Source organism: Bacteroides sp. MSK.18.37 (genome assembly GCF_019129155.2).
Classification (GTDB): Bacteria; Bacteroidota; Bacteroidia; order Bacteroidales; family Bacteroidaceae; genus Bacteroides; species Bacteroides ovatus.
Window position 1 is genome coordinate 4024220 of sequence record NZ_JAHOIB020000001.1, and the last position, 23376, is coordinate 4047595.

Genomic DNA, 23376 nt, shown 5'->3' on the forward strand with positions numbered 1-23376 from the left:
CATGAAAGGGATATATAATAACATATTAGCAAGTTGTCTGATTGGTATCATTTTGTTTTCGGGCTGTTCGGTGACAAAACACCTGCCTGAAGGGGAGGTACTTTATACAGGAGGAAAAACGGTGGTAGAGAATAAGTCGGCAACACCGGTAGGAGAGACGGCTTTAACAGAGATTGATGCGGCTCTTGACAAAACTCCCAGTACAAAGATGTTAGGAGGCCTTCTGCCTATTCCTTTTAAAATGTGGATGTATAACGACTTTGTGAAATATAAAAAGGGATTTGGAAAGTGGATGTTCAACCGCCTGGCTGCCAATCCTCCGGTGTTTATCTCTACTGTCAATCCGGAGGTTCGTATCAAGGTGGCTACAAACTTACTCCGTGATTATGGTTACTTCAATGGGAAAGTGACTTATGAAACATTGGTCGATAAGAAAGACAGCCTGAAAGCAAGTATTCTTTATACGGTAGACATGAAGAATCCTTATTTTATAGATACGGTTTATTATCAGCGTTTCACTCCTCAAACGTTGCGCATTATGGAACGGGGACGTCGAATGTCTTATATAAGTCCCGGCGAGCAGTTTAACGTGGTCGATCTGGATGAAGAGCGTACCCGTATCAGTACGCTGTTGCGTAACCGGGGATATTTTTACTTCCGTCCCGATTATATGACTTATCAGGCAGATACGACATTGGTTCCCGGTGGACATATCAGCCTTCGTCTGATTCCCGTTCCGGGATTACCCGCTGCGGCACAACGTCCTTACTATGTAGGAGATGCTTCTGTTTACCTGTTTGGCAAGAATGGTGAGGCGCCCAATGACAGCATGATGTATAAGAATCTGAATATACATTATTATAAGAAATTGCAGGTACGTCCGAATATGCTTTATCGTTGGTTGAACTATCAACAGTTTGTGCGGAATGCACAGATGCGGGCTTCCAATCGCACCCGTCTTTACAGTCAGTATCGACAGGAGCAGGTGCAGGAGAAACTTAGCCAGTTGGGAATCTTCAGTTATCTGGATTTGCAATATGCCCCGAAAGATACGACAGCCGTTTGTGATACGTTGAACGTAACCATGCAGGCCACATTTGCCAAGCCACTGGACGCCGAACTGGAATTGAATGTCGTAACCAAAAGTAACGACCAAACCGGTCCCGGGGCATCATTCGGTGTCACCCGGAACAATGTATTCGGAGGTGGTGAAAGCTGGAACGTGAAGCTGAAAGGCTCTTATGAATGGCAAACCGGCGGAGGAGAAAAAAGCTCTTTGATGAACAGCTGGGAGATGGGAGTTTCCACCTCTCTGACTTTCCCGCGCGTGGTTTTCCCGCATTGGGGGAAAAGGGAGTTTGACTTCCCGGCTACCACTACATTCCGTCTATACATCGACCAGTTGAACCGTGCCAGGTATTATAAACTGTTGTCATTCGGCGGAAATGCTACCTACGATTTCCAGCCGACACGTACAAGCCGGCATAGTATCACCCCTTTCAAACTGACATTCAACGTCCTGCAACACCAATCGGAAGAATTCAGGGAAATTGCCGATGCCAATCCTGCATTATATATCAGTTTAAAAGACCAGTTTATTCCTGCTATGGAATATACCTATACCTATGATAATGCTTCCGCACGCGGTATTAAAAATCCGATTTGGTGGCAATCGACTGTAACCTCTGCCGGTAACCTGACCTCGGTGATTTACCGTGCTTTCGGTCAGTCTTTCAACAAAGAGGACAAACGTTTGCTGAACGTCCCTTTCGCGCAGTTTGTGAAACTGAATACGGAATTCCGCCATTTGTGGAATATGGACAAGAATAATAAGATTGCTTCCCGTGTAGCTTTGGGCGCTCTCTTCGCCTACGGTAATGCAACGATAGCCCCTTACAGCGAACAATTCTATGTGGGTGGTGCCAACAGCATCCGCGCTTTCACAGTACGTAGCATCGGCCCGGGCGGATACCATCCGGCAGAAAGCCGCTATTCTTACCTCGACCAGACGGGTACTTTCCGTTTTGAGGCAAATGTAGAATACCGTTTCCGTATCTTTAAAAGTTTTTGGGGAGCCACTTTCCTGGATGCGGGAAACGTGTGGCTGATGCGCAAGGATGAGGCCCGTCCCAATTCACAACTCGAACTGAAAACGTTCCCGAAACAGATCGCTTTGGGCACCGGTGTCGGTATTCGTTATGATATGGATATTCTTGTGTTCCGTCTTGATTTCGGTATTCCTTTGCATCTGCCTTACGATACAGAACGAAGCGGATATTACAATGTCACAGGATCCTTTATGAAGAATCTGGGAATACATTTTGCTATCGGTTATCCCTTCTAATGAATGATTTTTGTACGATTTTGGTAAATAATGATTGATATTTGTCCTGTTGGATTCAACTATTTTTGTAATTTTGCAACGAAATCTGATGCCGTTGACATCACTAACCTTTTAATATTACACAATTTATGAAACCAACTTTATTCTTATTGGCAGCCGGTATGGGTAGCCGTTATGGAGGCTTGAAGCAATTAGACGGACTGGGTCCTAATGGCGAAACTATTATGGATTACTCAATCTATGATGCTATCAATGCCGGATTTGGCAAACTTGTATTTGTAATCCGCAAAGATTTTGAACAAGATTTCCGTGATAAAATTATTTCCAAATACGAAGGTCACATTCCTTGCGAACTGGTATTTCAATCAATCGACGATCTTCCGGAAGGCTTTACTTGCCCGGCAGACCGTACCAAACCTTGGGGTACTAACCATGCAGTAATGATGGGCGCTGATGTGATTAAGGAACCGTTTGCAGTGATCAACTGTGATGACTTCTATGGTCGTGATTCTTTCCAGGTAATGGGCAAATTCCTTTCTGCTCTTCCTGAAAATTCAAAGAACGTTTATTCGATGGTAGGTTTCCGTGTAGGAAATACATTGAGCGAAAGCGGTACGGTATCTCGTGGTATCTGTAGTACAGATGCTAAAGGATTGTTGACATCTGTAGTAGAACGTACGAAGATTCAACGTCTGGACGGTGAAGTGAAATATATCGGTGATGATGGCGAATGGACGGCTACTCCCGATACGACTCCGGTAAGTATGAACTTCTGGGGCTTCACTCCTGATTACTTCGCTTACAGCCAGGAATTCTTCAAGACTTTCCTAAGCGATCCGAAGAATATGGAAAACCTGAAGAGCGAGTTCTTCATCCCATTGATGGTAGATAAATTGATTAATGACGGAACTGCCACTGTTGAAGTACTGGATACTACCAGCAAGTGGTTCGGCGTCACTTATCCGGAAGACCGTCAGAGCGTAGTAGACAAGATTCAGGCATTGGTAGATGCCGGTGAATATCCTGCTAAGTTGTTCTAAAGAAGAGCCATTGATTAAGATAAAGAGCAGTCATTCATAAGAATGACTGCTTTTTTTGTTTTTCATAACGTATCATACTAAGTAGTATCTAATAAATATTCAGTATCTTTGCAGTCCAAAATGTTATAAATCAGAAGCAGAAGTGATTTCAGTAGAAGGATTATCAGTAGAATTTAATGCGACGCCGCTTTTTGAGGACGTCAGCTATGTAATTAATAAGAAAGACCGCATTGCATTGGTCGGAAAAAATGGTGCCGGCAAATCAACCATGCTGAAGATATTGGCAGGTTTGCAGTCACCGACACGCGGAGTGGTAGCTACTCCGAAAGATGTAACCATCGGATATTTACCACAGGTCATGATTCTTTCTGACAACCGGACGGTGATGGGAGAAGCAGAATTGGCATTCGAACATATATTTGAGCTTCAGGCGAAGTTGGAACGGATGAATCAGGAACTGGCGGAACGGACAGACTACGATTCGGAAGAATATCATCAGTTGATAGATCGTTTCACGCATGAAAACGACCGCTTCCTGATGATGGGCGGTACGAACTTTCAGGCGGAAATCGAACGGACGCTTCTCGGATTGGGATTCAGCCGGGAAGATTTTGAACGCCCTACTTCGGAGTTTTCCGGTGGATGGCGTATGCGTATCGAATTGGCAAAACTGCTTTTACGTCGCCCAGACGTGCTTTTGCTCGATGAGCCGACCAATCACCTTGATATTGAAAGTATCCAATGGTTGGAAAACTTTTTGTCTACACGTGCCAATGCAGTCGTATTAGTCAGCCATGACCGTGCTTTCCTGAATAACGTAACTACCCGTACCATCGAAATTTCTTGCGGTCAGATTTACGACTACAAAGTGAAATACGATGAGTTTGTAGTCCTGCGTAAAGAACGCCGTGAACAGCAACTCCGTGCTTACGAAAATCAGCAGAAACAAATACAGGATACAGAAGAATTCATCGAACGCTTCCGCTATAAAGCAACGAAGGCCGTACAGGTGCAAAGCCGTATCAAGCAACTGGAAAAGATAGACCGCATCGAAGTGGACGAAGAAGATAATTCCGCCTTGCGTTTAAAATTCCCTCCAGCCAGTCGTAGCGGAAACTATCCTGTGATTTGCGAAGATGTGCGCAAAGCGTATGGTAGCCATGTCGTTTTCCATGATGTCAACTTGACTATCAACAGGGGAGAGAAAGTGGCTTTCGTCGGAAAGAACGGAGAGGGTAAGTCTACCTTGGTGAAATGTATCATGGACGAAATTGATTTCGAAGGTAAATTAACGATCGGACATAATGTACAAATCGGTTATTTTGCGCAGAACCAGGCACAAATGTTGGATGAGAATCTGACTGTATTCGATACGATTGACCGGGTAGCGACAGGAGATATCCGTCTGAAGATACGTGATATACTGGGAGCTTTCATGTTTGGAGGCGAAGCTTCGGATAAAAAGGTGAAAGTCCTTTCCGGTGGAGAACGTACGCGATTGGCGATGATTAAACTTCTGCTGGAACCCGTAAATCTACTGATTCTGGACGAACCGACCAATCATTTGGATATGCGTTCGAAAGATGTTTTGAAGGAAGCTATCCGCGAATTTGACGGAACAGTGATTCTTGTCAGCCACGACCGTGATTTTTTGGATGGACTTGCGACTAAAGTATATGAGTTCGGTGGTGGACTTGTAAAAGAACATCTTGGAGGTATCTATGAATTCTTGCAAAAGAAAAAGATAGATAGCTTGAACGAGCTTCAGAAAGGAGCGGGACTGTCGGCTTCTCCCACGGCTTCAGCTAAAGGTAATGAACCTGAAACCGTTCAGCCTTCGGAGAATAAGCTCTCTTACGAAGCCCAGAAAGAACTTAATAAGAAGATTAAGAAACTCGAACGCCAGGTGGCGGACTGTGAAGCTTCAATAGAGGAAACCGAATCCGCGATTGCTATCGTAGAAGCGAAGATGGCAACTCCCGAAGGAGCTTCGGATATGCAGCTCTATGAACGGCATCAAAAACTGAAGCAACAGTTGGATGGCATTGTTGAAGAGTGGGAGCGGGTTTCGATGGAACTGGAAGAAACGAAAAACTAGAACAAAACGCATACTTCCGAGCACTATGTGAGAGAAACGCTATACCTCGATAGAAGGTATTCCTGGCGGGTATCTGTTTCTCGGTGTCGAAACAGGTGTTTCTCGTTGAGGAACGAGGCGTTCCTCGGTGTCGGTCACCTTCTTCCTCGGTGCCGGACTGCGGGTAGGATGATTGTTGATTAGAGAGACTATTTAATTATTTATACAATATGAAAGTAACCAAGTATTTACCAATTCTTGCCGTATGCCTTATGACAACAGGATGTAACAGTAAGAAAGAGGCCGTGCTGACGTCCGGTATCGACCTTGCTAATCTGGATACCACGGCTATGCCGGGTACAAGTTTTTATCAATATGCCTGTGGAGGTTGGGTGAAAGATCATCCGCTGACAGACGAGTATTCACGTTTCGGTACATTCGACATGTTGCGCGAAAACAGTCGTGAACAACTGAAAGCATTGATTGCCGAATTGGCAGCGAAGAAAGATAACGCACCGGGCAGTGCTGCGCAGAAAGTAGGCGATCTTTATAATATCGCAATGGATAGCGTGAAGCTGAATCAGGAAGGTGTAGCTCCGATCAAAGCAGAACTGGCAGCCATTGACGCTCTCAAGGATAAAGGAGAAATCTACGCATATATCGCAGAGAGCCAGAAGAAAGGCATCCGTCCTTACTTCACCATGTTTGTAAGTGCGGATGATATGAACAGTTCCATGAATATCGTACAGACCTATCAAGGCGGTATCGGAATGGGACAGCGTGACTATTATCTGGAGAATGACGAGCAGACTAAAAATATCCGTAATAAATATCAGGAACATATCGCCAAAATGTTCCAGTTGGCAGGTTATGATGAGGCTACTGCACAGAAAGCTGTGAAAGCAGTGATGAACATCGAAACTCGCCTGGCGAAAGCGGCTCGTTCACAAGTGGAATTGCGTGATCCTCATGCTAATTATAACAAGATGGATAGGGCGACGCTGAAAAAGAACTTCCCGACTTTTGACTGGGATACTTATTTCACCGTTTCCGGTTTGAAAGATTTGGAAGAAGTGAACGTAGGTCAGCCTGCTGCCATGAAGGAAGTAGCCGATGTGATTAATACCGTATCACTGGACGATCAGAAGCTATATCTCCAATGGGGATTGATAGATGCTGCCGCTTCTTATCTAAGCGATGATTTTGAAGCACAAAACTTCGATTTCTACAGCAGAACAATGTCTGGAAAGAAAGAAATGCAACCTCGCTGGAAACGTTCCGTGAGCACCGTAGATGGTGTACTTGGCGAAGTGGTAGGACAGATGTATGTAGAGAAGTACTTCCCGGCTGCTGCCAAAGAACGTATGGTTACACTGGTGAAGAACCTGCAAACTTCTTTGGGAGAACGTATCAAAGGTTTGGAATGGATGAGTGAACCGACCAAGGAAAAAGCGTTGGAGAAACTGGCAACCTTCCATGTAAAAATAGGTTATCCTGATAAATGGAAAGATTATTCCGCACTGGAGATCAAAGATGATTCTTACTGGGCAAATATCGAGCGTGCCAACGAATGGGATTACAACGAAATGATTGCCAAAGCCGGCAAACCGGTAGACAAGGATGAATGGTTGATGACTCCTCAAACAGTGAACGCTTATTATAACCCGACTACCAATGAAATCTGCTTCCCGGCAGCTATCCTGCAACCTCCGTTCTTCGATATGAATGCGGACGATGCTATGAACTACGGTGCAATCGGCGTGGTAATCGGCCATGAAATGACTCATGGATTTGACGATCAGGGACGTCAATATGACAAAGACGGAAACCTGAAAGACTGGTGGACAGAAGAAGATGCTAAAAAGTTCGAAGAACGGGCACAGGTGATGGTTAACTTCTTTGACAGTATCGAAGTTGCTCCGGGCGTACACGCAAACGGTAGCCTGACACTTGGAGAGAACATCGCCGACCACGGAGGTTTGCAAGTTTCTTTCCAGGCATTCAAGAATGCAACAGAAGCCGCACCGCTGGAAATTGTTGACGGATTTACTCCGGAACAACGTTTCTTCCTGGCTTACGCTAATGTGTGGGCAGGAAATATCCGTCCGGAAGAGATTCTCCGATTAACCAAACTTGATCCTCACTCATTAGGCAAATGGCGTGTGGACGGTGCTCTTCCTCATATCCAGAATTGGTATGAAGCATTCAAAATCACCGAACAGGATTCGATGTTCGTACCTAAAGAAAAACGAGTATCTATCTGGTAATAGTTTTTGAATAGATAGCATATATGCGAAGAGGCGTTGATTTTCCGTTGAGGAGAGTCAACGCTTTTTTTTATTAATTCACACCTTATTTATTACGTACGATAAACAATATTTCGTAACTTTGCACACCAAATACTTAATAAGCAATTCAATGTCAGAGTCTAAAAGAATAAAAACTGCATTGGTATCTGTATACCATAAAGAAGGTTTGGATGAAATTATTACCAAACTTCATGAAGAGGGAGTAGAGTTTTTGTCAACAGGCGGAACTCGTCAGTTTATTGAATCATTGGGATATCCTTGCAAGGCAGTGGAAGATTTGACCACTTATCCTTCTATTCTCGGTGGTAGAGTAAAGACATTACATCCGAAAATTTTCGGAGGTATTCTTTGTCGTCGCGGCCTGGAACAGGATATGCAACAGATTGAGAAATATGAAATTCCCGAGATAGATCTGGTTATTGTTGATTTGTATCCGTTCGAAGCTACTGTAGCTTCCGGTGCATCTGAAGCAGACATTATTGAAAAAATCGATATAGGCGGAATCTCACTGATTCGTGCTGCAGCCAAGAACTACAACGATGTAATCATCGTAGCTTCTCAAGCTCAATACAAACCATTATTGGATATGTTGATGGAGCACGGCGCTACTTCTTCACTCGAAGAACGTCGCTGGATGGCTAAAGAAGCATTTGCCGTTTCTTCTCACTACGATTCGGCTATTTTCAACTATTTCGATGCCGGCGAAGGTTCTGCTTTCCGTTGCTCTGTTAATAGCCAGAAGCAACTTCGTTACGGTGAAAACCCGCATCAGAAAGGTTATTTCTACGGAAATCTGGAAGCAATGTTCGACCAGATTCACGGAAAAGAAATCTCTTATAACAATCTTCTCGACATCAACGCAGCCGTTGACTTGATCGACGAATTCGATGACCTCACTTTCGCTATCCTGAAACATAACAACGCTTGCGGATTAGCTTCCCGCACTACAGTTTTGGAAGCTTGGAAAGACGCATTGGCCGGTGATCCGGTTTCTGCTTTCGGCGGTGTATTGATTACGAATGGTGTCATCGACAAAGAAGCTGCGGAAGAAATCAACAAGATTTTCTTTGAAGTGATTATCGCGCCGGATTATGATGTGGATGCACTCGAAATCCTGGGACAGAAAAAGAACCGCATCATCCTCGTTCGTAAGGAAGCTAAATTGCCTAAGAAACAATTCCGTGCTTTGCTGAATGGCGTATTGGTGCAGGATAAAGATACTAATATTGAAACGGTAGCCGACCTGAAAACCGTGACAGACAAAGCTCCTACTCCGGAAGAAGTGGAAGATATGTTGTTTGCCAACAAAATTGTAAAGAACAGCAAATCCAACGCCATCGTATTGGCAAAGGATAAACAACTTCTTGCAAGCGGTGTAGGACAGACTTCACGTGTAGACGCATTGAAACAAGCAATTGAAAAAGCCAAATCATTCGGTTTCGACCTGAATGGTGCAGTCATGGCTTCCGATGCCTTCTTCCCGTTCCCCGATTGTGTGGAAATTGCGGATCAGGAAGGTATTACGGCTGTTATCCAACCGGGAGGTTCGGTAAAAGACGATTTATCATTTGCTTATTGCAATGAGCACGGTATGGCGATGGTGACTACCGGTATCCGTCATTTTAAACACTAAAGCGATTTACTATTTGACAATTTACAATTTACTATTCAGCCGTTCGGCAATATGGATTTGATTGTCAGATAGTAATAAGTATGTATCAAATAGTAAATAGTAAATTGTCAAATAGTAAATAAAAAAATGGGATTATTTTCTTTTACACAAGAGATAGCAATGGACTTGGGCACAGCCAATACTATCATCATCACGAACGGAAAAATCGTGGTGGATGAGCCTTCGGTTGTAGCTTTGGATCGCCGTACAGAAAAGATGATTGCCGTGGGGGAAAAGGCGAAGTTGATGCATGAAAAAACCCACGAAAACATACGTACCATCCGTCCGTTGAGAGACGGAGTGATTGCCGACTTCTATGCTTGCGAGCAGATGATGCGCGGTTTGATAAAGCAGGTGAATACTCGCAACCATTTGTTTTCACCTGCTCTTCGCATGGTGATTGGCGTTCCTTCGGGAAGTACGGAAGTCGAACTCCGTGCTGTCCGTGACTCTGCGGAACATGCCGGCGGTCGTGATGTTTATTTGATTTTCGAGCCGATGGCTGCGGCAATCGGTATCGGCATCGATGTGGAAGCTCCGGAAGGAAACATGATTGTCGATATAGGTGGTGGATCTACGGAAATTGCCGTTATCTCTTTGGGAGGTATCGTTTCCAACAACTCCATCCGCACAGCCGGTGATGACCTGACAGAGGATATTCGCGAATATATGAGCCGTCAGCACAATGTGAAAGTCAGCGAGCGTATGGCAGAACGTATCAAAATCAATGTAGGTGCTGCTTTAACCGAACTGGGTGATGATGCTCCGGAAGATTATATCGTTCACGGTCCGAACCGTATCACGGCTCTTCCGATGGAAGTGCCTGTATGCTACCAGGAAGTAGCTCACTGTCTGGAGAAATCAATTTCAAAGATCGAAACTGCTATCTTGAGTGCGTTGGAAAATACACCTCCTGAACTGTATGCTGATATTGTGCACAATGGTATCTATCTCTCCGGAGGTGGTGCATTGCTTCGCGGACTGGATAAGAGATTGACCGATAAGATCAACATTCCTTTCCATATTGCGGAAGATCCTTTGCATGCAGTTGCCAAAGGTACAGGAGTGGCATTGAAGAACGTAGACCGTTTCTCTTTCTTAATGAGATAAACTGGGGATGAGGAATTTATTAAACTTCCTTCTGAAATACAATTACTGGTTCCTCTTCATCTTATTGGAGGTAGCCAGTTTTGTTTTGTTATTTCGGTTCAACCGTTATCAGCAGAGTGCATTCTTCACTTCTGCCAATACGGTTGTGGGGGCGGTTTATGAAGTTTCGGGAGGGATTTCCTCTTATTTTCATCTGAAATCGGTCAATGAAGATCTGTTGGATCGCAACATGGTGCTCGAACAACAGATCACTAATCTGGAAAAAGCATTGAGAGAGCAGCAGCTCGATTCTATGGCCATCAACAGCATCCGGCAGGTGCCGCAAGCGGATTATCAGTTGTTTAAAGCGCATGTGATAAAGAACAGTTTGAATCTGGTTGATAATTATATCACGCTCGATAAAGGTTCCTCTTCCGGTATTCGCTCCGAAATGGGAGTGGTGGATGGTAATGGGATTGTAGGGATTGTTTATGAAACCTCTCCTTCCTACTCGGTGGTGATTTCGGTACTGAACAGCAAGTCGAATATCAGTTGCAAGATTATCGGCAGTGATTATTTCGGCTACCTGAAATGGGAACATGGAGATTCGCGCTATGCTTATCTGAAAGACTTGCCTCGTCATGCAGAGTTTAATTTGGGAGATACAGTCGTTACCAGTGGTTTCTCCACCGTCTTTCCCGAAGGTATAATGGTGGGGACGGTAGATGATATGTCCGACTCTAATGACGGACTTTCCTATCTGTTGAAAATCAAGCTGGCTACTGATTTCGGTAAGTTGAGTGACGTTCGGGTGGTAGCCCGGACAGGTCAGGAAGAACAGAAGAAACTTGAAAACAAGGTGATGAAAGAATGATTATTACTTATATACATAGAATCGGATGGTTTATCGGCTTGGTACTTCTTCAGGTGCTAATCCTTAATAGTGTACATATTGCCGGCTATGCTACTCCTTTTCTCTATATTTATTTTATTCTGAAATTCAGCTCCGGCACTTCCCGGAATGAACTGATGTTGTGGGCTTTTTTCTTCGGGCTGACCATTGATATATTCTCCGATACTCCGGGAATGAATGCGGCAGCTACCGTATTGCTTGCCTTTCTCCGTCCCTCTTTGCTTCGTCTGTTCATGCCCCGTGATAATCCGGACAGCCTTATTCCCTCTTTCAAGACGATGGGAATCAGTCCTTTCTTAAAATATACTACTGCAAGTGTTTTTGTGCACAGTCTGGCATTACTCTCCATTGAGTTCTTCTCATTTACCAGCATTTGGCTGTTACTGTTGCGAGTGCTTCTTTGCACTATTCTGACTGTAACCTGTATCATAGCTATAGAAGGGATTAAGAAGTAACGATGGCAAAAGATTATATCTTAGAGAAGCGCAAATTTGTAATCGGAGGCATTGCTATCTCCATTGTTTTGATTTATCTGATACGTCTTTTTGTATTGCAGATCACGACCGATGACTACAAGAAGAATGCTGACAGTAACGCTTTTCTGAATAAGATCCAATACCCCTCGCGTGGTGCTATTTATGACCGGACCGGTAAACTATTGGTATTCAACCAGCCGGCATACGACATAACGATCGTGCCAAAGGAAATAGAGAATCTGGACACACTCGATTTATGCCAATCGCTGAATATCACCCGTGCGCAGTTTCTCAAAATAATGAGCGACATGAAAGACCGTCGCCGCAATCCGGGGTATTCCCGCTATACCAACCAGTTGTTTATGTCGCAACTTTCGGCGGAAGAATGTGGTGTCTTTCAGGAAAAGCTGTTTAAGTTTCGTGGCTTTTATATCCAACGGCGTACCATTCGTCAATATTCGTACAATGCTGCCGCCCATGCTTTGGGAGATATAGGAGAAGTCTCCGCAAAAGAAATGGAAGCGGATGAAGAAGGATACTACATCCGTGGGGATTATGTCGGCAAGTTAGGAGTCGAGAAATCGTATGAAAAGTACCTTCGTGGCGAGAAAGGAATTGAGATTCTGCTTCGTGATGCACACGGTCGTATCCAAGGGCATTATATGGATGGTGAATATGACCGTCCTTCCGTTCCCGGCAAGAACCTGACATTGAGTCTGGATATTGACTTACAGATGCTGGGTGAACGTTTATTAAAGAATAAGATTGGAAGTATTGTGGCTATCGAACCGGAGACCGGAGAAATCCTTTGTCTGGTATCCTCTCCCAATTATGATCCGCATTTGATGATTGGCCGCCAGCGTGGTAAGAACCATCTGGCTTTGCAACGTGATATGACTAAACCGCTTTTGAATCGTGCCCTGATGGGAGTGTATCCTCCGGGATCTACGTTCAAGACAGCGCAAGGACTGACGTTCCTGCAAGAAGGAATCATCACTGAACAAAGTCCGGCATTCCCTTGTTCACATGGGTTCCATTACGGAAGATTGACAGTAGGCTGCCATGCTCACGGGTCTCCCTTGCCATTGATTCCGGCTATTGCTACATCGTGCAACTCCTATTTCTGTTGGGGATTGTTCCGTATGTTTGGCGACCGTAAATACGGTTCGCCGCAAAACGCCATTACGGTCTGGAAAGACCACATGGTTTCGCAAGGATTTGGCTACAAACTGGGAGTAGATTTGCCGGGAGAGAAACGGGGCTTGATTCCGAATGCGCAGTTCTACGATAAAGCCTATCGCGGACATTGGAACGGACTGACAGTAATCAGTATCTCTATCGGACAGGGGGAAATTTTATCCACTCCCCTTCAGATTGCTAATCTGGGAGCAACCATAGCTAACAGAGGATACTTTGTGACACCGCATATTGTAAAGGAAATCCAAGATAATCAGTTGGACAGCATCTATCGCGTACCACGCTATACCACTATTGAGAAAAGACATTATGAATCAGTCGTAGAAGGGATGCGTGGCGCAGCTACCGGAGGAACTTGTCGTATGCTGTCAGTGATGGTTCCGGATTTGGAAGCCTGTGGAAAAACGGGTACTGCGCAGAATCGCGGACACGACCACTCGGTATTTATGGGCTTTGCGCCGATGAACAAACCGAAGATAGCTATTGCCGTCTATGTAGAGAACGGCGGATGGGGGGCTACTTATGGAGTTCCTTTCGGCGCACTGATGATGGAACAGTATTTGAAAGGCAAGCTCTCGCCGGAAAACGAGTTGAGGGCGGAAGAATTTAGTAACAGAGTGATATTATATGGTAACGAGGAACGATAGTTTGTGGAAAACGCTGGACTGGGTAACGATTTTTATTTACCTGCTCCTGATTGTTGGCGGATGGTTTAGCGTCTGCGGAGCCAGCTATGACTATGGCGAACGCGACTTCCTCGACTTCTCAACCCGTGCCGGCAAGCAGTTCGTGTGGATTATCTGTTCCTTCGGACTCGGATTCGTGCTGTTGATGCTGGAAGACCGTATGTATGATATGTTCGCGTACATTATATATGTGGGGATGATTCTCTTGCTCATTGTTACCATCTTCATAGCACCGGACACCAAAGGATCACGCTCTTGGCTTGTCATGGGGCCTGTGAGCCTGCAACCCGCCGAGTTTGCCAAGTTCGCTACGGCCTTGGCGTTGGCTAAATACATGAATTCTTATTCATTCAGTATCAAGAAAGAAAAGTGTGCCTTTATTCTGGGATTCATCATTCTTCTCCCGATGTTATTGATTATCGGGCAGCGGGAGACAGGATCTGCATTGGTTTATCTTGCTTTTTTTCTGGTTCTTTATCGTGAAGGAATGCCGGGAGTAGTGCTTTTTGCGGGCGTATGTGCGGTAATCTACTTTGTGGTCGGCATCCGTTTTGATGAAGTCTTTATCGCCGATACTCCTACACCACTGGGAGAATTTATCGTATTACTATTGATCTTATTATTTGCCGGTGGTATGGTGTGGGTATATCGCAAGAAATGGTCTGCTACCCGCAATATCATTGGTGGAAGTTTGGCTATATTATTGATTGCTTATTTAATATCCGAATATTGGGTACATTTTAGCCTCGTTTGGGTGCAATGGGCGCTTTGTATTGTGGTGATAGGCTATCTGATTTATTTGGCATTAAGTGAGCGGCAGCGTACTTATTTCCTGATTGCCCTGTTTACAATTGGTTCTGTCGGCTTCCTGTATTCCAGTAACTATGTATTTGATAATGTGCTCGAACCTCACCAGCAAGTCCGTATCAAAGTAGTGCTCGGTTTGGAAGAAGATTTGACCGGTGCCGGATACAACGTGAATCAGTCCAAGATTGCCATCGGTTCCGGTGGGTTGACAGGAAAAGGATTCCTGAATGGTACGCAAACAAAATTAAAGTACGTGCCCGAACAGGATACCGACTTTATATTCTGTACAGTGGGTGAGGAGCAAGGATTTGTCGGCTCGGCTGCTGTCCTGTTGGCTTTCCTTATTTTGATCTTACGATTAATCTTCCTGTCCGAACGGCAGACTTCCAACTTTGGGCGGGTTTATGGATATTCGGTTGTCAGTATTTTCCTTTTCCACTTATTTATTAATATCGGTATGGTGCTGGGGTTAACTCCGGTTATCGGTATTCCATTGCCTTTCTTCAGCTATGGAGGTTCTTCTTTATGGGGATTTACGATATTGCTGTTTATCTTCCTGCGTATTGATGCAGGACGTGGCAGAAGACTCTAATCTTACTGCTTCTCAATACGGATACCTACATCGCTCAATCCTTGTAACTTTTCATCTTTCATTCCGCTCATAATTTTAATAGTATAATTTGTAGGATGTAAAGGGCGAACAGATGTAATAAAAGTTTCCGATTGGTAAATGCTTCCCCATCCGTGTCCCGTCCATCTTCCGGTAGAGTCAGCCAGGCAGAAAGCAATGGTATCAGTGCGCCATACCGTAGAATCCTGTAGATTCTGACTGATAAATAAATGGAGGTTATGATAAGGATATTCGATACTGTTGCGGACTTCCGCAAAAAGCCGGAGAGTAGTGGGAACGCTGTCAGTTATGGGAATCTGAAAAGAGAGTGTATCACTCTTTCCCCATCCCTTGTTGGGAAGGGATTGATAAGAGTGATACACTGTATGTTCATTGCAGGCTGTCAGTAAGCAAGCGCTGAATAGACTCAATATACTATTCTTGAGTAGGCTTTTCATTAGTTGACTGTTTCTCCTGATTCTGATTTCTTTCCGGTCTGGAAGGACGCTCGTGGTTGGGACGGCGTTCTTGACGTTCCTGCCCTTGCTGTTCCCGTTGACGGTCTTGTTGTTGCGGACGTTCCTGATTCGACCGTTCCTGTCCTTGTGGACGTTCTTGATTTGATCCTCTTTCCGGACGTCTGTTTTCGTTGTTCCGTCCCTGGTTTTGTCCTCTGTTCCGGTTGTTGTTATTGTTATTTCTCGGGCGGTTGTCTCTTTCCCCTCTGTTGCCGTTTTCTGGCTGTTGCGGGCGGTTTTCATTCTCCCGTTGAGGTTGTTGCGGACGATTGCCGCCTTCTGCTTGCTGTTGCGGGCGGTTTCCGTTATTATTGTTTCCTTTTTTCTTCTTTTTATTATTCCGGTTAGCGTTATTGCCGCCCTCTTTATTATTCCGGCTGCGGTCGAAACGGGTAACACTTTCCTGTTCCAGCAAATCAACTGGTTTTCTTGGTTCCGGTTTCTTTTCTTCTTCGAGCAAGCTGTCCGGTTTCATCCCTTTCTTATTCATGGAGATTACTTCAAACGCACGTTTGCCGCTGATAGTGACCAGATTGGCTGGGAAGTTTTTATCCGTAGAATAAGAAACCTGATTGCTTAGAATATCCGCTTTGAAGAAATAGAAAGTGCCATCTTTCGTTTCCAACTCTATCTCTCTTGAAGGGAGACGTTTTTGAGCTTCCACATAACAGTCCACCTCGTAGTTCAGACAGCATTTCAGCTTAGCGCACTGTCCGGCAAGTTTCTGCGGATTCAATGAGATATCCTGAAAACGGGCTGCACTGGTAGAAACAGAGACGAAGCTCGTCATCCATGTAGCGCAGCAAAGTTCGCGTCCGCAAGGACCGATCCCGCCGATGCGTCCTGCTTCCTGACGGGCACCGATTTGTTTCATTTCGATACGTACGCGGAATGCTTCGGCCAATACTTTAATCAGTTGCCGGAAGTCTACCCGCTCATCGGCGATATAGTAGAAAATAGCTTTGTTGCCATCTCCCTGATACTCCACATCACCGATTTTCATATCCAGATTGAGATTCAACGCAATCTGACGCGCACGAATCATCGTAGCGTGTTCTTTGGCTTTGGCTTCGTTGAACTTTTCCATATCTACCGGCTTAGCTTTCCGATAGACACGCTTGATTTCCGTATCTGCTTTGAAGTTTGCTTTCTTCATTTGCAGGGGAACGAGCCGGCCGGTCAATGTAACCACGCCGATGTCATGGCCGGGAGCCGCTTCAACGGCAACTACATCTCCTTTTTCCAGTTTAATCTTGTTGCTGTTCCGAAAATATCCCTTCCGGGTATTTTTGAATTGCACTTCCACCATGTCACTCTCTTCCGCATTGCCCGGAATGTCCGCCAGCCAATCGTAGGTGTTCAGCTTTTTATCTTGTCGGGAGCATCCTTTGCAGCAAAGGCCACCGCTTCCATTATGAAGTTTATATTCCATAAGTTTATATATTTATTATTGCTTCAACAGTACAATCATCTTCAGCGAGAAGTCGAAGAATACCATTTTAGCATTTACATTCTGTTCTATATGTAGTTGCGCTTCGCTCAGTTCGTCCATGATACCCATCACATTCCGTTCGTTGACAAAAGGCGCAAAGCGGGTTGCAAAATTCTGTTCATTAATCGTCATATACGTCAAATTGCGCTGGTGCAGGTTGAAGACAAAGTTTTCGCGGATCATGCGCTGGCAATATTCCAGAAAGTTTTTCTGGCGTTCGCGTCCCATGCTGGCCACCTGTTCGCTCCACATCTTCATCTCCTTTATTTTCCGTTGATAGGACAAGCGCATCAGGTTGACGAAGAGCTCGAAGAATAACTGATTTTCCTCATTCAGATGAATCGTTTCGAGTGCCTTGACGAAATTTCCGTTTGCCAGATGGGCAATCGAAATGCTATCCGCAGGCTGAACATGATATTTACTCTGCAATACCCGGTCGATGCTGGCTTCGTCAATTTTCCGCACATTCATACGTTGAGTACGGCTCAAAATGGTAGGCAGAATCATGTCCGGAGCTTCGGATACCAACAGAAAAATCGTCTTTTCGGGTGGCTCCTCAAGCAGTTTCAGCAACTTATTGGCGCATACCGGGTGCATTTTCTCCGGCAACCATACAATCGTAATCTTAAATCCACCTTCACTGGATTTCAGACTGAGCTTCTTCAGGATCTCATCGCTCTCTTTGGCATAAATCAGCGCTTGCGAGTTCTCCGCGTCCATTTCACCCAACCAATGGTTGAGGTTAAAATAAGGATTGTTAATAACGAATAGCCGCCAATCGGCAATATAATCATCGCACACTTCTTTCTTTCCTTTCGCACTTTTCACGATGGGGAATACGAAATGCACATCCGGATGTACCAGCTTATTGAATTTCACACAAGACGGACAGACACCGCAAGCATCTTCCTCGCCCCGATTGGTGCAACTGATGTAGCGTGCGTATGCGATAGCCAATGGCATTTTACCAACTCCCTCGGGACCGCAAATGAGTTGGGCATGTGGAATACGCCCCTCGTTCACTTCCTGAATGAGTCGTTGCTTGATTTCTTCTTGTCCGATTACGTCTCTAAAAAACATATCAATAAATGATTTTGGCTATTTCCTTGATACTGTCTACTGCTCCGATAGAATAGAAATGGATGCTCGGAACTCCGTGTTCCATCAACTCCTTGCATTGAGCCACGCACCATTCAACACCCACCTGTTCGGCTTCCGCATCATTCTTGCATTTCAATGCTTCTTTCACCAGATCTTCCGGTAAATCCACCTTGAATGTTTTGGGGATCATGCTTAGTTGGGAGATTTTCTTGAAAGGCTTGATTCCCGGAATGATAGGAATGTTGATACCTGCTGCCTTAGCCTGCTCCACAAAATCGAAATATTTCTTATTATCGTAGAATAATTGTGTCACAGCATACTCTGCACCAGTTTCTACCTTCTTTTTCAGCCAGTAAAGATCTGTCTCTATGTTAGGAGATTCTTCATGCTTTTCCGGATAACACGCCACACCATACGAGAAAGGACTGGCGGTGACTTTCATCTCCGAACCGTCAACGAAGATTCCCTTATTGAAATTATTAATCTGCTTCTGCAATTCAATCGCATGATGATATCCGTCTCCTTCGGGAGTAAATACCGATTCATGTTTAGCCTTGTCTCCACGGAGTACCAGCAAATCTGTTATATTCAGAAATTGCAAATCCAGCAATACATATTCGGTCTCCTCACGCGTGAAACCACTGCACAGGATATGAGGAACCACAGTAATATTATATTTATTCTGAATGGCTGCCGCCACAGCGACTGTTCCCGGACGCCTTCTCAGGCGGTTTCTCTGAAAGAGCCCGTTGCCGAGATCTTTGTAGACATATTCGCTGCGATGCGTGGTGATATTGATATATTTCGGATCAAATTCTCGAAGAGTGTCGATTGTCTGATAGAGCTTTTCGATTCCGGTTCCCTTCAAAGGAGGGAGAATTTCGAAAGAAAAAGCTGTACCTTTACTGTTATTTATTAAATCAATTACTTTCATTCCTTTTCGTTGATGTTGTTATCTACTTGGATTAAACATGCATATTGGGACAAAAATACGAAAAAAGAAAGATTTCTTCTTGATTTGTTTGAAAATAGTTTGGTTTTTATCGTACTATTACATAAAAGAGGGCATATCCTGTATTTCGGATGCACCCTCTCTCACCTAATCATTATTAAATTAGAATTTACTTTTCGAGAAATGATTTCTTCATTCTGGCAATGTCAGTCAGATAATCTTGTAAATCTTGTTCATGTTCTTCCTCTTCGGCAAGAATATGTTTGGCGATATCACAAGTGGTGAAATCTTTCCCGTTAGTAAAGTCGGCAATTTCCTGATAACGGAGAATGGCACAGCGTTCGGAAGCAACATTATCCTTCAGCAAACTGACTGAATCGAAGCCTTGCGGAGCATCATATTTGCATCTTGCCAGTTCGAACCATTGTTTCGGATCAAGTACCGGAACCCCTTCCAGCTCGATGATACGGTCGGCAAGCAGCTGTGCATGTCTACGTTCTTCTTCGGCATGTTCCTCGAACTCACCTTGTACATCGGCACGCATGGCGCCTTCCACTACTAATGCACCTACCCAATATTGGTAATATGCCAACCACTCTTCAGCCAATGCTGCGTTCAACTGTGAAATTAAACTTTCTACATCTAATTTACCTTGTAGGATTTTTACACTTTCTCTAGCCATAATTTTAAAGTTTAGGTTACTATGTTTAAATCGCTAATGTAACAGACGGAGGTTCTTTTTGTTTGAGTATCCCGGAGGTTTTAACAGAAAGAATGCATTGCACTGTGCAGCTCCTTCTTTTTTAATAGAACATGGATGCTTTTAATATTTCATTTCAACTAAATTTTTGTATCACTTTTACCCTCACATCCTCACACCTTCGCTCAATTCCTTTATTCATCGTGGTTACAACGTGTGAGGGTAAGTGCGGTAGTAGGGTGAGGGTAACTTTTTACCCTCACCCTGTCTTGTCCTGATTCTATCTTAAACAGTTTATAATAAGTGTCTTGTCTATTCGCTTTTATCTTATACTCTCCTATACAATAGACGTCAATGCCTTATATAATAGATGTTTATCCCTCGTGATTCTTCTGATAAGCCCTAATGTCTTTTAACGGCTCACTGCAGTGAACGAATTTGTTTACTATCGTTAGCTTATTTGTTTACATCTGATAGCTTATTTGTTCACTGCAGTGAGCCCTTGCCAACTACTAAGCAAATGGATATTGAACATAAGAAGAAAGCCTATGAAGTGGCATATCTTATAAAGAAAGATACCTGTATGCTGAAATTAGGATAGTAATTTATTTATTGATTAGTAGGAGCGAATTATAAACTAAAGTAGAGTGATAACAGATAGCTATTCTCACTTTTTTATGTGTTCTTGTCCTGTAGAAATCTATTTTTTAGTTTGTTTCTTTAAGAGTACTTCTCTTTTTACCCTCTCTTTGCGAATATCTTTTTGTTATTTGCTCTACACGCGCGTATGTAATATAATAATGTACCATTTCCGGCCTGTTTTCATATAGATGTAACATATATGAAGAAAAATATGTTCTACAACATCGTTATGATTCAGTAAGTTAGGGCGGATATCTAAAAATAATTAGAAAAAATAGTCAGATATATTTGGATGTTATAGATAAGTTGTCTACTTTTGCACCCGCTTTGCTAGAGAGACAGAGCCTAATGATTGACATTCTGCTATAAGATGAAGGCCACAGAAAATAAAAACAAAAAAACTTTGAAAAAAGTTTGGAGGTTATCTGAAAAAGTCCTTATCTTTGCATCCGCTTTCGCAAAGAAAGCAGGCGCGGCGGAAGCCACGTTAGTTCTTTGAAATATTGATAAACAATACAAGTAGTACAAGTAAAAAAATAGAACCGTCAATACTTGTCTTATGAAGTAGTGATACAATTAAGACTAATAGGTATTTGAATAAGGTCAATAAATTTACGGCGTCCTGAACAGAGCAAAAAGATCATCTTAACCGATGATAAAAAATACTTTTACAATGAAGAGTTTGATCCTGGCTCAGGATGAACGCTAGCTACAGGCTTAACACATGCAAGTCGAGGGGCAGCATTTTAGTTTGCTTGCAAACTGAAGATGGCGACCGGCGCACGGGTGAGTAACACGTATCCAACCTGCCGATAACTCCGGAATAGCCTTTCGAAAGAAAGATTAATACCGGATAGCATACGAATATCGCATGATATTTTTATTAAAGAATTTCGGTTATCGATGGGGATGCGTTCCATTAGTTTGTTGGCGGGGTAACGGCCCACCAAGACTACGATGGATAGGGGTTCTGAGAGGAAGGTCCCCCACATTGGAACTGAGACACGGTCCAAACTCCTACGGGAGGCAGCAGTGAGGAATATTGGTCAATGGGCGAGAGCCTGAACCAGCCAAGTAGCGTGAAGGATGAAGGCTCTATGGGTCGTAAACTTCTTTTATATGGGAATAAAGTTTTCCACGTGTGGAATTTTGTATGTACCATATGAATAAGGATCGGCTAACTCCGTGCCAGCAGCCGCGGTAATACGGAGGATCCGAGCGTTATCCGGATTTATTGGGTTTAAAGGGAGCGTAGGTGGATTGTTAAGTCAGTTGTGAAAGTTTGCGGCTCAACCGTAAAATTGCAGTTGAAACTGGGAGTCTTGAGTACAGTAGAGGTGGGCGGAATTCGTGGTGTAGCGGTGAAATGCTTAGATATCACGAAGAACTCCGATTGCGAAGGCAGCTCACTAGACTGTCACTGACACTGATGCTCGAAAGTGTGGGTATCAAACAGGATTAGATACCCTGGTAGTCCACACAGTAAACGATGAATACTCGCTGTTTGCGATATACAGTAAGCGGCCAAGCGAAAGCATTAAGTATTCCACCTGGGGAGTACGCCGGCAACGGTGAAACTCAAAGGAATTGACGGGGGCCCGCACAAGCGGAGGAACATGTGGTTTAATTCGATGATACGCGAGGAACCTTACCCGGGCTTAAATTGCAACAGAATATATTGGAAACAGTATAGCCGTAAGGCTGTTGTGAAGGTGCTGCATGGTTGTCGTCAGCTCGTGCCGTGAGGTGTCGGCTTAAGTGCCATAACGAGCGCAACCCTTATCTTTAGTTACTAACAGGTTATGCTGAGGACTCTAGAGAGACTGCCGTCGTAAGATGTGAGGAAGGTGGGGATGACGTCAAATCAGCACGGCCCTTACGTCCGGGGCTACACACGTGTTACAATGGGGGGTACAGAAGGCGGCTACCTGGTGACAGGATGCTAATCCCAAAAACCTCTCTCAGTTCGGATCGAAGTCTGCAACCCGACTTCGTGAAGCTGGATTCGCTAGTAATCGCGCATCAGCCATGGCGCGGTGAATACGTTCCCGGGCCTTGTACACACCGCCCGTCAAGCCATGAAAGCCGGGGGTACCTGAAGTACGTAACCGCAAGGAGCGTCCTAGGGTAAAACTGGTAATTGGGGCTAAGTCGTAACAAGGTAGCCGTACCGGAAGGTGCGGCTGGAACACCTCCTTTCTGGAGCGATGCCGTAACTGTCACAAAACGTGGCAGCCACTAAAAGACTTTAAAGGTTCTGTTTTTTGTACTACTGGTACTTGTTTATTTATAACATATAGATCAACCATCTATAGAAGTATAGATAGAGATAAACAAGAGAAAAAAGAAGCCGAGTCTAGACGAAAGGTAGACAAGGTTGAACTAGTCCTATAGCTCAGTTGGTTAGAGCGCTACACTGATAATGTAGAGGTCGGCAGTTCAACTCTGCCTGGGACTACCAAGCTCAAGAATGAGGAACAGGGAAAGCTAAAAGCTAAAAAACAAAATTCTTGAATAACCTCTTGGGGGATTAGCTCAGCTGGCTAGAGCATCTGCCTTGCACGCAGAGGGTCAACGGTTCGAATCCGTTATTCTCCACGATCTCTGAAAAAGAGAAACGATCTTTGACATGATGTACAAAAAGTAAAATTTTAGTAAGAGCTAAAAGTATATATCAAACCGTACGTGTTCGAGTATGCAATATTGATAGAAGGAAGCAATTCCACTACCAATACCAGTACGAGAATAAAA

15 protein-coding genes, 2 tRNA genes and 1 rRNA gene are annotated in these 23376 nt (G+C 44.2%); 13 read left to right on the forward strand and 5 right to left on the reverse strand.

Annotated elements, in window-relative coordinates; translation table 11 throughout:
* The first annotated feature begins 1 nt into the window (after nt 1).
* From KSX81_RS15500 to rodA, 10 genes are all read left to right on the forward strand, one after another.
* Nucleotides 2-2344: a BamA/TamA family outer membrane protein gene (locus tag KSX81_RS15500; protein ID WP_032844153.1), complete on the forward strand. Its 2343-nt coding sequence runs from the start codon at nt 2-4 to the stop codon at nt 2342-2344.
* Nucleotides 2345-2472: 128 nt separating this feature from the next.
* Nucleotides 2473-3384: an NDP-sugar synthase gene (locus KSX81_RS15505; protein ID WP_004299937.1), complete on the forward strand. Its 912-nt coding sequence runs from the start codon at nt 2473-2475 to the stop codon at nt 3382-3384.
* Nucleotides 3385-3526: 142 nt separating this feature from the next.
* Nucleotides 3527-5482 carry an ABC-F family ATP-binding cassette domain-containing protein gene (locus tag KSX81_RS15510; RefSeq protein ID WP_032844152.1) on the forward strand — a complete coding sequence of 652 codons (1956 nt, stop codon included), beginning with the start codon at nt 3527-3529 and terminating at the stop codon, nt 5480-5482.
* A 209-nt stretch (nt 5483-5691) separates the two neighbouring features.
* The gene (locus tag KSX81_RS15515) at nt 5692-7728 is read left to right on the forward strand and encodes a M13 family metallopeptidase (protein ID WP_004299939.1); all 2037 of its coding nucleotides are present in this window, start codon (nt 5692-5694) and stop codon (nt 7726-7728) included.
* A gap of 151 nt (nt 7729-7879) precedes the next feature.
* Nucleotides 7880-9403 (forward strand): bifunctional phosphoribosylaminoimidazolecarboxamide formyltransferase/IMP cyclohydrolase, encoded by a 1524-nt coding sequence (purH, locus tag KSX81_RS15520; protein WP_120078909.1) that lies wholly within the window; start codon nt 7880-7882, stop codon nt 9401-9403.
* Between the two features lie 126 nt (nt 9404-9529).
* Nucleotides 9530-10552, forward strand: a complete 1023-nt coding sequence (locus KSX81_RS15525) for a rod shape-determining protein (protein WP_217725858.1) — start codon at nt 9530-9532, stop codon at nt 10550-10552.
* A 7-nt stretch (nt 10553-10559) separates the two neighbouring features.
* Complete coding sequence (mreC, locus tag KSX81_RS15530; protein WP_004299942.1) at nt 10560-11405, forward strand: rod shape-determining protein MreC; 846 nt, start codon at nt 10560-10562, stop codon at nt 11403-11405.
* A complete protein-coding gene (gene mreD, locus KSX81_RS15535; protein WP_004299943.1) occupies nt 11402-11899 on the forward strand; it encodes a rod shape-determining protein MreD in 498 nt (165 codons plus the stop codon). The genes mreC and mreD overlap by 4 nt, the downstream gene beginning before the upstream one ends.
* Before the next feature lie 2 nt (nt 11900-11901).
* On the forward strand, nt 11902-13764 hold the full coding sequence (gene mrdA, locus KSX81_RS15540) for a penicillin-binding protein 2 (RefSeq protein WP_004324644.1): 1863 nt from the start codon (nt 11902-11904) through the stop codon (nt 13762-13764).
* The gene (gene rodA / locus KSX81_RS15545; protein ID WP_004304911.1) at nt 13745-15202 is read left to right on the forward strand and encodes a rod shape-determining protein RodA; all 1458 of its coding nucleotides are present in this window, start codon (nt 13745-13747) and stop codon (nt 15200-15202) included. The genes mrdA and rodA overlap by 20 nt, the downstream gene beginning before the upstream one ends.
* Nucleotides 15203-15204: 2 nt before the next feature.
* Here the strand turns inward: rodA and gldH are convergent, their stop codons facing one another.
* From gldH to KSX81_RS15570, 5 genes are all read right to left on the reverse strand, one after another.
* Nucleotides 15205-15678: a gliding motility lipoprotein GldH gene (gene gldH, locus KSX81_RS15550; protein WP_004324646.1), complete on the reverse strand. Its 474-nt coding sequence runs from the start codon at nt 15676-15678 to the stop codon at nt 15205-15207.
* Nucleotides 15656-17170: a stage 0 sporulation family protein gene (locus KSX81_RS15555; protein WP_004304909.1), complete on the reverse strand. Its 1515-nt coding sequence runs from the start codon at nt 17168-17170 to the stop codon at nt 15656-15658. The genes gldH and KSX81_RS15555 overlap by 23 nt, the downstream gene beginning before the upstream one ends.
* A gap of 15 nt (nt 17171-17185) precedes the next feature.
* A complete protein-coding gene (locus tag KSX81_RS15560) occupies nt 17186-18310 on the reverse strand; it encodes an ATP-binding protein (RefSeq protein WP_004321058.1) in 1125 nt (374 codons plus the stop codon).
* 1 nt (nt 18311) lies between these two features.
* Entirely contained in the window at nt 18312-19265 is a 954-nt protein-coding gene (gene metF, locus KSX81_RS15565) for a methylenetetrahydrofolate reductase [NAD(P)H] (RefSeq protein ID WP_117610972.1), read from the reverse strand.
* Nucleotides 19266-19452: 187 nt separating this feature from the next.
* Nucleotides 19453-19965: a ferritin-like domain-containing protein gene (locus tag KSX81_RS15570; RefSeq protein WP_004299950.1), complete on the reverse strand. Its 513-nt coding sequence runs from the start codon at nt 19963-19965 to the stop codon at nt 19453-19455.
* Between the two features lie 1330 nt (nt 19966-21295).
* Between KSX81_RS15570 and KSX81_RS15575 the strand changes: the two genes are divergently transcribed.
* The 3 genes from KSX81_RS15575 to KSX81_RS15585 all read left to right on the forward strand — a co-directional run bounded on the left by KSX81_RS15575 (nt 21296) and on the right by KSX81_RS15585 (nt 23223).
* Nucleotides 21296-22824 (forward strand): 16S ribosomal RNA (locus tag KSX81_RS15575).
* Between the two features lie 185 nt (nt 22825-23009).
* Nucleotides 23010-23086 (forward strand) — tRNA-Ile (locus KSX81_RS15580).
* 63 nt (nt 23087-23149) lie between these two features.
* Nucleotides 23150-23223 (forward strand) — tRNA-Ala (locus KSX81_RS15585).
* Nucleotides 23224-23376: the final 153 nt, after the last annotated feature.

Excerpts from the sequence above, each read along its gene's own strand:
- rodA (WP_004304911.1), top strand. The coding sequence starts at position 13,745 with ATGGTAACGAGGAACGATAGTTTGTGGAAAACGCTGGACTGGGTAACG.
- KSX81_RS15525 (WP_217725858.1), top strand. The coding sequence starts at position 9,530 with ATGGGATTATTTTCTTTTACACAAGAGATAGCAATGGACTTGGGCACA.
- purH (WP_120078909.1), top strand. The coding sequence starts at position 7,880 with ATGTCAGAGTCTAAAAGAATAAAAACTGCATTGGTATCTGTATACCAT.
- KSX81_RS15515 (WP_004299939.1), top strand. The coding sequence starts at position 5,692 with ATGAAAGTAACCAAGTATTTACCAATTCTTGCCGTATGCCTTATGACA.
- KSX81_RS15500 (WP_032844153.1), top strand. The coding sequence starts at position 2 with ATGAAAGGGATATATAATAACATATTAGCAAGTTGTCTGATTGGTATC.
- mreC (WP_004299942.1), top strand. The coding sequence starts at position 10,560 with ATGAGGAATTTATTAAACTTCCTTCTGAAATACAATTACTGGTTCCTC.
- KSX81_RS15560 (WP_004321058.1), bottom strand. The coding sequence starts at position 18,310 with ATGTTTTTTAGAGACGTAATCGGACAAGAAGAAATCAAGCAACGACTC.
- mreD (WP_004299943.1), top strand. The coding sequence starts at position 11,402 with ATGATTATTACTTATATACATAGAATCGGATGGTTTATCGGCTTGGTA.
- KSX81_RS15570 (WP_004299950.1), bottom strand. The coding sequence starts at position 19,965 with ATGGCTAGAGAAAGTGTAAAAATCCTACAAGGTAAATTAGATGTAGAA.
- gldH (WP_004324646.1), bottom strand. The coding sequence starts at position 15,678 with ATGAAAAGCCTACTCAAGAATAGTATATTGAGTCTATTCAGCGCTTGC.
- KSX81_RS15505 (WP_004299937.1), top strand. The coding sequence starts at position 2,473 with ATGAAACCAACTTTATTCTTATTGGCAGCCGGTATGGGTAGCCGTTAT.
- KSX81_RS15555 (WP_004304909.1), bottom strand. The coding sequence starts at position 17,170 with ATGGAATATAAACTTCATAATGGAAGCGGTGGCCTTTGCTGCAAAGGA.
- mrdA (WP_004324644.1), top strand. The coding sequence starts at position 11,902 with ATGGCAAAAGATTATATCTTAGAGAAGCGCAAATTTGTAATCGGAGGC.
- metF (WP_117610972.1), bottom strand. The coding sequence starts at position 19,265 with ATGAAAGTAATTGATTTAATAAATAACAGTAAAGGTACAGCTTTTTCT.